Below are 11,870 nucleotides of genomic sequence, written 5' to 3'. Positions count from 1 at the left end.
GCGGTAGGTTCGCGACGTGACCAGGGGTGAACTCGATCCGACCCGATCGCCGTTGCACGACCGGCATGTCGTGCTGGGCGCCAAGTTCGCGGAGTTCGGCGGCTGGACGATGCCGATCGAGTACGCGGGCGCGGGAGTGCTCGCCGAGCACGCCGCGGTGCGGGACGCGGTCGGCATCTTCGACGTCAGCCACCTGGGCAAGGCCACGGTGTCCGGCCCCGGCGCGGCCGAGTTCCTGAACCGCTGCCTGACCGCCGACCTGGCCAAGATCACGCCGGGCAAGGCGCAGTACACCTTGCTCTGCAACGAATCCGGCGGTGTGGTCGACGACCTCATCGCCTACCTGCGGTCGCCGGACGAGGTCTTCCTGATCCCCAACGCGGCCAACTGTGCCGAGGTGGTACGGATCCTCGCCGAGGCCGCTCCGGAAGGGATCATGGTCACCGGCCGGCACCAGGACTACATCGTGGTCGCCGTGCAGGGGCCGCACTCGGACGAGGTGCTGCGCAACGCCGGGTTCGAGGCCGGGCATCCGTACATGTCCTTCGTGGTCGCCGATCATGACGGCGCCGAGGTCACCGTGTGCCGGACCGGCTACACCGGCGAGCGCGGCTACGAGCTGGTCGCTCCGTCGGCGGTGGCGCTCTCGCTGTGGGACCGGGTGATCACCGCCGGCGAACCGTACGGGCTGCAGCCGGCCGGCCTGGGGGCCCGGGACACGCTGCGGACCGAGATGGGTTATCCGCTGCACGGCCAGGACATCTCGCCGGTGATCACGCCGGTGCACGCGCGGCTCGGCTGGGCGGTCGGCTGGAAGAAGGAGACGTTCTTCGGCGCGGAAGCCCTGCGCTCGTTGAAGGAGCAGGGTCCGGACCGGCTGCTGCGCGGGCTGAAGGCGACCGGTCGGCGGCCGGCCCGGCCGGGCATGGACGTGGTGAAGGACGATGCGGTGATCGGTACGGTCACGTCGGCCACGTTCTCGCCCACGTTGAAGACCCCGGTCGGGCTGGCCTTGATCGACACCGAGTACGCCGACGGTGACGTGGTCGGGGTCGACGTCCGTGGCCGTACCGAAGAATTCGTGATCACCAAGCCGCCCTTCGTCACCCCCGGGGTCCGCGAGCCGTGAGAAAGCGGATCGTTCAGGTGGCGGTGATCATCGTCGGCTTGTTGATCATGGCCTACCCGTTCACCCTCGGGGCGAGCGAGACGCTGACCTGTCGCGGCGAGCCGATGGCGCCCGGCAGCGTCTGTCTCAAGGCTGATGGCAGCGAGGCGGAGAGCTATGCCGACCGGATCTCCAAGGCCGCCGTGGCCCGCCCGATCGTGATCGGCGCCGGCGCCCTGCTCGCCGCCTTCGGCACCTACCTGTTGATCAGCGACCTCCGCCGCAAGCGCGCCGACGCCTGAGCCTGTCCCCGCGGTCATTCAGGTGGAGGCGTCGGCACCGAGATCCGGCGGGATCGGACGCGATTTCAGCACTGTCGCGACCCGGCTGGTCGAATCGATCCGCTGCCGGAGGATGGGTGAGATCCTCCCGGCCGTATCCCGGATCAACGCATAGTCGTCGACGAGACTGCGTGTGTGGATCGGCTCGTGGTGCGCGATGCGGTTGCGCAGGAGCCGAAAGATATCCAGCGCAGAGTGCAGAGCCTGCCGGCGGACCTTTCCTTCGAAGGCATGTCGCAGGCAGCTGGGCCAGAGGGAGCGGTTGTACTGGGCGGAGAGAAGAGTCCACCAGAACCCGAGCGGAAGTTCGGCGATCAACCTTTCCGTGGGTCTCCGGCAGTCCGGCTCGTGTGGCGTTCCTTCGCGCCTCGGCAACCCGGTCACGCGTCGGGCGGGTCAGGGGGACGACGGGATCGATGTACCAGGCGGATTTGGCGCCGCGCGCTCTGGCCCAGACCGTCAGGTGAGAGTCCAGGACGTTTCGGAGGCCGACCTCCACGTACTGCAGAGACTCGTGGAAGGCCGAACTGACCTGGACATTCCAGTCATAGAGCCGTAGCGCGTCCATCAGATCACCGCCGCAGGCCGTCAGGTAGGGAGTCAGCCTCGGCGCGGAGATCAGGTCGCGGATCGTCCAACGAACCGACTGGTCCGCGCTCACGGCCAGCGAGGCCGGATCGTTCGCCGAACCTTTGTCGGACTGGTAGTCTTGCGGTTACTGAGAGCCCCGGGAATCACGGCGTACCGGCTACTGCCAGGGAAACCCCCCGGGGCCTTTGCCATTCTCGGCTCCGCATCATTGTCAATGGTCATGCGCACACTGTGCACCGAGCCACTGACAACGCGTCTGATCGCTCAGAGGTCGAAGGCGGTTGGGGCTTCCTTGGGCAGGGCCAGCTGGATCCGGCGACGTTCATGATCAGTGATGTCGGGCAGGTCGGTGATCGGGAACCAGGCGACGTCGGTGGACTCCTCGTCGCCGACAGCGGGTTCGCCGGAGACCGGGCTGCAGCGGAAGACCGTGGTAACGAACTGGCATTGATCACCGTTCGGGTACGTGATCGGCGGATGTGTGGTGATCAACACCACCCGATCGATCCGGGCCTTGATCGAGATCTCCTCAGTGATCTCGCGCAGGATGCAGGTCGCCGGATGTTCTTCCGGTTCGACGATCCCGCCGACAGAGGCCCACCGCCCGGTGTCGGCGCGGCGGCCGAGCAGGACCCGTTCGGCACCGGGTTCGCCGTCGATGATCACCCCCGAGACTCCGGGCAGCAGCAACAGTTCGTTGCCGATCTTGGTGCGCAGGCGGGCGATGTATTCGGGCGTCGGCACCGGATCAGTCTAGGCTGCGCCCTCACCCACGATGCCGGGTCGGTCCGTAGGAACGACCGGAGTGAATTTCGGCCGGTCAGTCGCGGCGGAAAGTCACCCAAGGCCTCCGAGGAGGGCCGTGCGGATGGCGTAGGCTAGGGCGAACGTCGGGTCGGCCAGAGCGTCCGTGTGCCGCAATCGGTCGTAGTCGGCGACGGCGCGTCGAAGCTGCCGGAGCAGTTCGTCGGTCGTGACGGCCCGAGGCACGAGCGCCGCGACCTCCTCGGGTCCGAGGAGGGTGGCCAGACGCGTGTCCAGCAGGGCGGTGAACTGGACGTACGCGTCCCAGGTACGGCCCTGCCGGAGCTGGTTGTGGATGCCGAGGAGCCAGATCCAGGTCTCGGCATCGAGCGCCTTGGCCTGGCCACGGGGATCGGGTGGGTCCGGTGTGGGAATGATCACGTCGCCGGCCAGAGCTTTGGGTTGGCCGGTCGCGAACACGTCGTGCTGCTCGACCCGTCCCTCGTCGAACGTCAGGTCAACTCCGAGCAGGTCTGACCGCCAGGCCTGGAAGCGATGCTGGCCCTGCCATGGCAGTTCGTGCGACCAGGCGACGGGCTCGGCGAGCAGACGTGCCGCGATCTCGAGTCGGCGGTCCCAGAGCCGCTCCCTGCTGCCGGCTGCCGTGACCACGACAAGATCAACATCGGACAGCTCATGGGTCCGACCCTGCGCGACCGATCCGTAGACGACGAGCCCCAGCAACTCCGGATCCTCGGCCGCCCAGGCCCGGGCCCGTTCGATCACGCCGTCCGTTCGCTCGGTCACGGCGCCGAACCTACGCGATGGCACGGCGTGCGTTCCAGGAGTCAGGGAGTGGGTAGGGCCGGGCTATTCGGCGAGCGGCCCGAGGTAGCCGTGCTTGGTCCCGGCGAGTTCGCTCGCGTTGAGGAGCCCGACCAGCATCTTCTCCTCGTAGCGGAAGTGAGTCTCCATGACGGCTTCGATCCCGTCGAGATGGCGGAGTTGCTCGGCCGCAGGCGCCCCGGTTTCGATGGCGGCGGCAAGTCCGTTCAGCAGGTATTCGATCATGGAATGGTCCGTGCTCAGCTGGGTGATCACGGGAGCCAGCGCGGGGTGGTCGGCGAGCAGCTCGGGAAACAGGACCGCGTCCTCGCCGCGATGGTGACCGGAGAGTGCCTGGCAGAACCCGCGGCAGTAGAGCAGCAGATCGCGGGCGGCGTCGGCGTTCGGGTCCGCAGTGGTCCCGGCACCGGTCTCGGCATCGTCGATCGCGTTCCTGGTCAGGGCCAGGGCGTCCCGAAGGCGGCGGTGGATCCGCTGCAGCTCCTCGCCCCAGGCGACGGCTCGATCGTGCTCGGACATCGTGGCTCTCTTTTGACCTCTCCTCAGCGGCCGGACGCGAAGACCGACCTGATGACCCTACGAGGGCCCCGGACCTCGGCCTGGGCGAGGGCCTGGCTGACGGTGAGCTCACCGGCGGCGAGGGCGACGATGACGTCCGGCTCCGCGACGAGCCAGGTCTCGGGCTCGGCCTCGGGGCGGACGAACGCACGTGGACCGTCCTGGTCCACGCGCAGCACCATGCGGAAGCCGTCGGTCTCGATGCCGAGTTCGACGGGTGGGTCCGCGGTCGCTCCGCGAAGGAGGGCGGGCAGGGCGAGGGTCAGCCAACGCGGCTGGAACGCGTCGTCGCCACGGCCCGTCGCCAGCAGCGGTGCGCCCCAGCGGCCGAGCGCCTCCATCGGTTCCCGCAGTTCGGCGCCCCAGGGCGTCAGTCCGTAGGCGACACCCGATTCCTCCAGTCGGCGCGCGACGATCCCATGCTCCTCCAGGGTGCGGAGCCGCGCGGCCAGCAGGTTCGTCGCGATGCCGTCGAGCGACGTTTTCAGTTCGGTATAGCGGAGCGGTCCGGGGAGCAGTTCCCGCACGATCAGCAGCGTCCAGCGATCACCGACGACGTCCAGCGAGCGAGCCAGTGCGCAGAACTGCCCGTAGCTGCGCGGTGCCCTCGTCTGGTTGACTGTTTCCATCACGGTTGATTCTATCAAGTTGATCGGGAGTGTCGAGTGAGGAGCCCGTTGTGGAGTTGAGTGTCAGTTGGCCGGCCGTCGTCGCCGCGATCGTGGTCGGGATGGTGATCGCCTGGGTCTGGTACAGCGATTGGGGACTCATCGGTGCCACCTGGCGGAAGCTCACCGGCGTGACCAAGGAAGACTCGGCGCGAGCCGGCCGACGGCCGTTCGTCGTGCTGATCGCCTCGATCATCGTGACGGCCCTAGCCCTCGCGCTCGCCTGCGCCGTCGCGTCCGGCTACTTCGGCGGCGGCTCGCCATGGCTCGAACTCGCCGTCGGGTCCGTGGCCTGGCTCGGCTTCTCGGCGTCCACCCTGGCGCAGCACAACGGTTTCGAGCAGAAACCGGCCCGGCTCACCGTGATCAACTGCGGGTACCAGCTCGTGTTGTTCCTGGGCATGGCCCTCGTCATCGGGCTGCTCCCGTAGCAACGCGGTGGCCCGATCGACGACGCCGGTGATCGGCTCCGTCAGCCCGTGCATGCTTGGGTGACTTAACCTGTGGGTTAAGCTGTTCGCGTGTGGTCAGTGATCCTCGCCGACGAAGTCAGCGAGTGGCTGCTCAAGCTCGCCGACCAGGACCCCGACCTCGCCGACCGAGTCGAAGCCGCGATCGACACGCTCGCGCAGGACGGGCCGACGCTCGGTCGCCCTCTGGCTGACCGGAGACGTGGTACCGAGAGAACATCCCGGTCGCCGAGCAGCGGTACGCCGCATGGCTCGCGGGCAGCTACGACGATGAGGAGAAGAGATGGCTGAGAAGAAGCGGGCCCGCCGCTGGGAAGACGTGCGGTCGGAGAAGCATGCCCTCGGCACGACTGACGAGGTCCGGGTCACCCGCTACAGGCGGGAGATGCGGCAGGCTCAGCGGGCGTACAAGCTCGCCGAGATCCGCAAGGCGCATGTGCCGCGTCAGGCCGACGTCGCTGCGGCGATGGGCGTCTCGGCCGCCGCCGTGTCGAAGCTGGAGAACGGTGACTTGTCCCGAACTCAGGTCGGCACCCTCGAGTCCTACGTTGCCGCTCTCGGCGGACGGCTGCGGGTCGTCGCCGAGTTTCCCGACGAGACGATCACGATCGAAGACTGACGCCTAGCAGCGGTTCGGTCCACCGGGTCGACGCCGGATCGGCTCGCAGGGTTGGGTCGAACTGCCAGTGGTGGCTCGTCCCGTCGAGTACGACCTCGACGCCGCCGTCGAGCAGCCGCAGGCCGGTGATGCCGGACGGGCCGAGCGACAGGGCCGAGGCGAAGAGGGCGCGGTCGCCGACCACCCGTTCGACGGTGCTGGCGCAGGTCTGATGCGGCGGGTTGTCCGGGGTGACGGCGGTCAGCAGTTCGTCGGCCCCGGCGTGCCAGCGGGTGAGCGGCCGGCCGTCGTCGGTGATCACGTAGTCGGTCCGGCCGGTCGGGTCGGCCACGCGGCATACCCGGCTGAAGTGCGGCAGCAGCATCCGGTCGGTGGCCGGGCGGCCCGGGTCGTCGGTGATCAGGGTGCCGCGGACGTGGGTGATCAGGTCGATGCTGTGCCGGTGGTCGGCATCGACCAGCACCAGGTCGAGCAGGTAGTCGCCCAGCGCCGGCGGAGTCATGATCAACAACCGCCGCAGCGTGACGCCGGCGTAGGCGGCGACCGGCGCCGGGTCGTCCTGGTGCCAGAGCACCTGGACCCCCTCCGGGTCGGGCTTCTCGCCGAACGCGACCTGGGCGTCGATCATGCCGAACGAGTCCGGCGTGACCGGGCGGTGGCCGAGCAGGGTGCCCTTGATCGGCGGCTGACTGATCCGGTCGATCAAGATCGTCGAGTGCGACCAGGTCTGGACGTACCAGGGCCGGTGCAGCGGATGGGTGTACGCGACGCAGCCCGGATCGGCGATCACCCGGGCGCCGTTGATCATGAGGTCGATCTCGAGCTTGTCCGGCTGGCCGTGGCCGCCGCCGTGCGGACCGTACTTGAGGAACACGCAGGTGTCGGGTTCGCCGCCGTCCGCTGCGGTGGGCCGGCGCAGGATCGCGTAGCCGCTGTCGGGGAGCACGTCGCGCCGGCCGACCGGCCAGCCGGCGACCGGTCCGGGCGACGGCGCACCACCGCGGCCGAAGATCAGGTACGTGCTGCTGGTCCGGTCGAATCCCTGACTGAGCGGCGATTCCAGGAACCGGTCCAGTCGCGTGGACCGGCAGACGCGGGCACCGCGGACGTAGAGATCACTGCGCGCCGCGAGCCCCGGCGCAACGGTGAGTGCGGGGTTGCCGTCGTTGAACGCCGGCACGGTCAGGTCGTTGCGGGCCGTCTCGATCGGCGTCAGCAGCATCCGCTCCAGGGTGTCCGCCGCGTCGGTCTCGATGCCCAGCGCCCGGTAGCTCTCCACGGCCGCGAGTACCGCGGTCAGCATGTAGAAGTGGTAGCCCGGCGCGCCCTCGTACCACCAGCCGTCCGGCAGCACGCCGTCGGCGAGCTGGTCCCGGATCCCGTGCCGCCGGTTCAGGGTCGCGTACGCCAGCGGGCGATCATCGAGGACGACGGCGAGCGAGGCCAGGCCGGCCAGGTGCCACACCTCGATGTTGTGGGTGCGGTTCATCAACTGGTCCGCGATCACGTCGGCCATCGGCCGGAAGAGCTGCTCCATGATCAACTGTTGTTGATCACGCGTCAGTCGGTCGGCGATCAGCGCGAAGCTGCGGGCCAGACCGGTCGCCGCGACGGCCTCCTCGAGGCTCTGCGCGAGCAGCCGGCCCTGGCCGACCTTGGTGCCGTGCCGGGGCAGCTCGGCATAGACCTCGGCCAGCCCGGTCAGGATCTCCACCGCACGCTCGGCGTCCGGGTCCGCGCCGGTCACGGCCGTGGCCAGCGACGACGCCGCGAGATGATCAAGGAGCCGGTTGTTGCGTACGTACGCCCAGCCGGTGTCGAACTGCTCGCCGGTCACCTCATGATCGAATTCCGCGCATCGGTGCCGATCCGGCTGCGTCTCGTCGAACTCCAGTGCGCCGCCGTGCTCGGGGCAGTAGTAGTTGTGGCCCCAGCCGGACAGTCGGTCGGTGATGCCTCGGGCAGTCAGCGTGGACGTCAGGGAGGCGTCGGCCGCGGCCCGGACCGTCCGCCAGGCGGCGGCGTAGGCCGGATCGGTGTCGCGGCCGTCGAGCGAGAGGCCGAGGGCGCGCAGGAAGAGGGACATGGCGGGAGACTCCAGTCGGGGATGGGTTCAACGGTCGGCGGAAAGCGATCCGGGATCGTCCCGGACGAGGCGGGCCACCCCGATCCGGGAGTCGGCCATGCCGTAGAAGACGTACGGCGCGCCGTCGATCTCCTCGATCGCGGTGGGGAAGACGACGTTGGGTACGGTGCCCGTCCGCTCCTCGTCGGTCTCGGCGATGAGCAGCGGCTCGGCGGTCCGGCGCAGCACCCACCACGGCTCGTCGGCCTCCAAGATCATCGCGCCGGCGGCGTAGTTGACTCGTTGCTGCGGCTCGAAGGCGTTGCCGAGCTCGCCGGTGACGCCGTGGTGCAGGATCAGCCAGCCCTCCGGCACCCGGCAGGGCGGCGGCCCGCCGCCGATCTTGAGTTCCTCGAACGCGTACTCGGGGCCGGCGACATACCGGTGCCCGCGCCAGCGGGTCAGCGCACCAAGATCATGAAGCGCCTCGGCCAGCGACACGAAGGAGATCCAGATCGCCTGCCGGGGATCGGCCAGCCAGGCCGGCGGCCGGCTGCCTTGCCCGGGCCGGAGATCCTCCAGGTCCCACATCGGACGGTGCAGCACGGCCAGGCTCTCGGTGCCGTCCGGTGCGATGATCGGCTGCGGGAAGAAGACGGTGTCCTTGTTCGGAAAGAGATTCAGATCGAGATCGAGGGCATCGTCGTAGGCATAGTGAACCGGCCCGTGCCGGGTCCAGATGCGAAGATCAACAGAGGTGGCGACGGCGGTTCGCGGCCCCAGCGGCCCGTACGCGACATAGGTCATCACGTGCCGGCCGAGCTGCTCGATCCAGGTGATCCGCGGGTCCTCCGTTCCGGCGTTGCCGGCCCCGCGCTCCCATGATCGGTCCGGCGCCAGCACCACGCCCTGCCGTTCGACGCCGGTCGGTACGCCGTCGGTGATGATCATCCGGGCCAGCCCGACCCGGGACACGTTGCCCGCGGCGACCAGCCGGGGCAGCAGATAGAGCTCGCCGTCGGGGCCGCGACCGCTGCCGGGGTTGAGCACCCCCTCGACCTCGTTCGGCTCGCCGGGCTGCGGGCTCATGATCACGCCGACCCGTTCCAGACGGTAGGGAAAGGTCACGCTGAATCTCCTGTGTGGTCGGGTGGCGCCGTCGAGTCCCGTACCAGCAACTCGGCGGGCGGCAGATCGGACTGCTGCGGGGCCGGCTCGCCGGCCAGCCGCGCGCAGAGCAGCTTGGCCGCCTCGACGCCCCAGCGGACCGGATCGGTGCGGACGGTGGTCAGCGGGGGATTGAGGTACTCGCCGAGCTCGATGCCCTCGAAGCCGACGATCGACACGTCCGCCGGCACCCGGATCCCGGCAGACTGCAGCACCTTGAGCCCGGCCACCGCCATCGAGTCCGAGCCGTAGACGATGGCGGTCGGCCGGTGCGGCGCGGCCAGAAGGGCGGTCGTGGCCGCGGCGCCCGACGCGGCCGAGAAGTCTCCCGGCCGGACCAGGTCCGCCGCCAGGCCGGCCCGCTCCATCGCCCGCCGGAAGGCGTCCAGACGGCCGGCGCCGTGCACCATCCGGACGTCCCCGGTCACGTGGGCGATCCGCCGATGACCCAAGCGCAGCAGGTGTTCGACGGACGCGGTGACCCCTTGACGATCATCGAGATTGACCGACGGCAGGTCTGTTCCGGGCTGCGGCGGACCGACCAGGACGGCCTCGGCGCCGAGTTCGGCGAGCAAGCCCGGCCGCGGGTCCTCGATCCGCAGATCGGTCAGGAAGAAGCCGTCGGCCCGGTTGCCGGCCAGGTTGCGGTAGGCGTCCCGTTCCGCTTCCTCGTCGGGCACGACGCTGAGCAGTAGGGACCAGCCGCGGGTGCTCAGCACCGACTCGACGCCGGTGATGAACGACGCGAAGAACGGATTCGCCATCAGCACCGACGGGTCCCGCCGGACCACCAGACCGAGCGTGAAGGTGGTCCGCAGCGACAGCCCGCGGGCGTACGAATTCGGGATCCAGCCCAAGTCGGCCGCGGCGTCCAGGACCCGCTGCCGAGTGGCCACGGCGACCCCCGGACGATTGTTGAGCGCCAGCGAGACCAGGCCCTTCGACACCCCGGCCCGGCGCGCCACGTCCATGATCGTCACGCTCGGCAGGCGTCCGGATTCAGCCACCGTTGCGTACGTCCAGCGCCTGTTGCAGCTCGTCCCGGATGGTGTCGCCGCCGTTCTTCTTCCAGGTGGCGACGGCGCCGGCCCATTCCGACACCGGCTTGCGGCCCTGCAGGATGTCGGACTCGAGATCCTCCAGCACGCCGCCGAGCTGGGCGCCCTTGCGGCTCTGGGTCTGGCTGAACAGGCCGTGGGCCGGGTTGCGCAGGCCGTCCGGCACCATCGACTTCATGACGTCGTACTCCAGCTGCACCGCCTCGGCCTTGCCCGGCGCGTACAGCGGCCACGGGCCCTCGGCGAGATAGCCGAGGCTGAGCGGCGTCTCGATCTTGCCCCGCTCGGTCAGCACCGGGTCGGTGCCCTTGAGTTCATGGTGCACGCCCGGCTCGCCGAACGACTTGTAGAGGTGCTCGGCGGTGCCGAACGGTGCAGCGAGATGATTCAGCACAGCGAGCAGGGCCTCGGCCCGGGCCTCGGACTTGATGCTGATCGCGGTGATGTTGTGGCTCGGTGAACCCAGCCAGATCTTGGCGGCCCCGCCGCCCTCGGCCAGCGGCGGTGGGTACGCGGTGACCTCGATCCGGTTCGGCTCGGCCAGCTGGGCGAACCCGTGCCAGGCGCTGAACGTGTCCTCGACGAACGTCGTGGTCCCGTTCGCGATCCAGGTCTTGCGCTGGTTCTGGTCGACGGCGAAGGCGTCCAGGTGGACCAGCTTCTCGGCGACCAGCTTCCGGCCCGCCTGCAGCGCCTCCTGCTGCCGTTCGGCCTCGTACGCGCTGGTCAGCCGGCCGCCGTCCTCGGCCCAGGTGTTGGGGATGCCGAACATCTGCCGGATGGCCGCCAGCGGGACCGCGGCGAGGGCCCAGGTGTTGACCTTGCCGCCGGTGGCCTCCCGGAGGAGGGCGTGGAAGGACTCCCAGGAGTCGGGGGCCGCATCGAGCCCGCGCGCGGCCAGGAGATCCTTTCGGCCGTACAGGATGCTGCTGAGGGCGGCGCCGCGTGGGATCGGGACGCCGAAGATCTTGCCGCCGTAGACGGTCTGCCGCCAGCTGTCGGTCGGGACGTTGGCCAGGAACGGGTACTTCGCGACCGCGTCGCCGGACAGCAGCGGGGTCAGGTCGACCGCCATCTTGGCCAGCATCGCCGGCAGCGACGGCAGGTCCATCGTGAAGCTGAACAGGTCGGGAAGTTGATCACCGGCCACTGCGGTCTGGAACCGGTCGGTGAAGTCGGCGCGCGGGACCAGCTGGACCGACAGCGGCAGGCCGAGCCGCTCATTCAATCCCTGCCAGAACGCGTTCCGGCCCACGGCCGGTGGCGGCGGCGAGCCGGACATGGTGAGCGCGGCGACCGGCTTCCCGTCTCCGGGCGGGCCGTCGGTGGCCTGCACGGGGTCCGCCGGGTAGGCCAGGAAGGCGTCGCTGACACCGTTCGCCCCGACCAGATCGGGCTTGACTCCCGCGTACGGAAGGTAGGCCGGCAGCCTGACGGCGTCGTTCTCGGCCTGTGAACCCTCGGCACTGCCGCGGCCCTCGTTGCTACAGCCGGCCAGGGCGGGCAGCCCGACCGTGGTGGCGGCTCCCGCCGCGATACCGGTCCGCAACAGTTGACGGCGGCTGATGTACGACGACTTCGTCATGATCGGGCTCCCTCGCGCCTGCGTCTAAACCGGTTTAGACGGCACGGTAG

General features: G+C 69.5%; 13 protein-coding genes. 4 read left to right on the top strand and 9 right to left on the bottom strand.

Going from position 1 to position 11,870, the window contains the following annotated elements:
* The first annotated feature begins 16 nt into the window (after positions 1–16).
* Positions 17–1,129, top strand: a complete 1,113-nt coding sequence (gene gcvT, locus BKA15_RS10905) for a glycine cleavage system aminomethyltransferase GcvT (RefSeq protein ID WP_179750666.1) — start codon at positions 17–19, stop codon at positions 1,127–1,129.
* Positions 1,126–1,410 (top strand): hypothetical protein, encoded by a 285-nt coding sequence (locus BKA15_RS10900; protein ID WP_179750664.1) that lies wholly within the window; start codon positions 1,126–1,128, stop codon positions 1,408–1,410. Before gcvT ends, BKA15_RS10900 begins: the two co-directional genes overlap by 4 nt.
* A gap of 18 nt (positions 1,411–1,428) precedes the next feature.
* Here BKA15_RS10900 and BKA15_RS10895 read toward each other — a convergent pair whose 3' ends face one another.
* The 5 genes from BKA15_RS10895 to BKA15_RS10875 all read right to left on the bottom strand — a co-directional run bounded on the left by BKA15_RS10895 (position 1,429) and on the right by BKA15_RS10875 (position 4,817).
* Positions 1,429–1,767, bottom strand: a complete 339-nt coding sequence (locus tag BKA15_RS10895; RefSeq protein WP_179750661.1) for a hypothetical protein — start codon at positions 1,765–1,767, stop codon at positions 1,429–1,431.
* A 537-nt stretch (positions 1,768–2,304) separates the two neighbouring features.
* Entirely contained in the window at positions 2,305–2,784 is a 480-nt protein-coding gene (locus tag BKA15_RS10890) for an NUDIX hydrolase (protein WP_179750659.1), read from the bottom strand.
* Positions 2,785–2,877: 93 nt separating this feature from the next.
* Complete coding sequence (locus BKA15_RS10885) at positions 2,878–3,591, bottom strand: nucleotidyltransferase domain-containing protein (protein ID WP_179750657.1); 714 nt, start codon at positions 3,589–3,591, stop codon at positions 2,878–2,880.
* 63 nt (positions 3,592–3,654) lie between these two features.
* Entirely contained in the window at positions 3,655–4,149 is a 495-nt protein-coding gene (locus tag BKA15_RS10880) for a hemerythrin domain-containing protein (RefSeq protein ID WP_179750655.1), read from the bottom strand.
* Positions 4,150–4,172: 23 nt separating this feature from the next.
* On the bottom strand, positions 4,173–4,817 hold the full coding sequence (locus BKA15_RS10875) for a winged helix-turn-helix transcriptional regulator (protein ID WP_179750653.1): 645 nt from the start codon (positions 4,815–4,817) through the stop codon (positions 4,173–4,175).
* Positions 4,818–4,867: 50 nt separating this feature from the next.
* Between BKA15_RS10875 and BKA15_RS10870 the strand changes: the two genes are divergently transcribed.
* Positions 4,868–5,287, top strand: coding sequence for a DUF1761 domain-containing protein (locus BKA15_RS10870; protein WP_179750651.1), 420 nt, complete (start codon positions 4,868–4,870; stop codon positions 5,285–5,287).
* 322 nt (positions 5,288–5,609) lie between these two features.
* Positions 5,610–5,945, top strand: a complete 336-nt coding sequence (locus BKA15_RS10865) for an XRE family transcriptional regulator (RefSeq protein WP_179750649.1) — start codon at positions 5,610–5,612, stop codon at positions 5,943–5,945.
* Here the strand turns inward: BKA15_RS10865 and BKA15_RS10860 are convergent.
* From BKA15_RS10860 to BKA15_RS10845, 4 genes are read right to left on the bottom strand one after another with little or no spacing between them, the layout of a single operon-like run.
* The gene (locus tag BKA15_RS10860) at positions 5,929–8,031 is read right to left on the bottom strand and encodes a heparinase II/III domain-containing protein (RefSeq protein ID WP_179750647.1); all 2,103 of its coding nucleotides are present in this window, start codon (positions 8,029–8,031) and stop codon (positions 5,929–5,931) included. The genes BKA15_RS10865 and BKA15_RS10860 overlap by 17 nt on opposite strands.
* A gap of 27 nt (positions 8,032–8,058) precedes the next feature.
* Complete coding sequence (locus BKA15_RS10855; protein ID WP_312878939.1) at positions 8,059–9,138, bottom strand: glycoside hydrolase family 130 protein; 1,080 nt, start codon at positions 9,136–9,138, stop codon at positions 8,059–8,061.
* Entirely contained in the window at positions 9,135–10,184 is a 1,050-nt protein-coding gene (locus BKA15_RS10850; protein ID WP_312878938.1) for a LacI family DNA-binding transcriptional regulator, read from the bottom strand. The genes BKA15_RS10855 and BKA15_RS10850 overlap by 4 nt, the downstream gene beginning before the upstream one ends.
* Positions 10,177–11,820, bottom strand: coding sequence for an extracellular solute-binding protein (locus BKA15_RS10845; RefSeq protein WP_179750645.1), 1,644 nt, complete (start codon positions 11,818–11,820; stop codon positions 10,177–10,179). The genes BKA15_RS10850 and BKA15_RS10845 overlap by 8 nt, the downstream gene beginning before the upstream one ends.
* Between the last annotated feature and the right edge of the window lie 50 nt (positions 11,821–11,870).

This window comes from Microlunatus parietis (assembly GCF_013407955.1).
GTDB classification, from domain to species: Bacteria; Actinomycetota; Actinomycetes; order Propionibacteriales; family Propionibacteriaceae; genus Microlunatus; species Microlunatus parietis.
Note: the sequence above shows the minus strand (reverse complement) of the source record. Positions and strands in the feature narration are given on the sequence as shown.

Excerpts from the sequence above, each read along its gene's own strand:
- BKA15_RS10880 (WP_179750655.1), bottom strand. The coding sequence starts at position 4,149 with ATGTCCGAGCACGATCGAGCCGTCGCCTGGGGCGAGGAGCTGCAGCGG.
- BKA15_RS10875 (WP_179750653.1), bottom strand. The coding sequence starts at position 4,817 with ATGGAAACAGTCAACCAGACGAGGGCACCGCGCAGCTACGGGCAGTTC.
- BKA15_RS10865 (WP_179750649.1), top strand. The coding sequence starts at position 5,610 with ATGGCTGAGAAGAAGCGGGCCCGCCGCTGGGAAGACGTGCGGTCGGAG.
- BKA15_RS10860 (WP_179750647.1), bottom strand. The coding sequence starts at position 8,031 with ATGTCCCTCTTCCTGCGCGCCCTCGGCCTCTCGCTCGACGGCCGCGAC.
- BKA15_RS10845 (WP_179750645.1), bottom strand. The coding sequence starts at position 11,820 with ATGACGAAGTCGTCGTACATCAGCCGCCGTCAACTGTTGCGGACCGGT.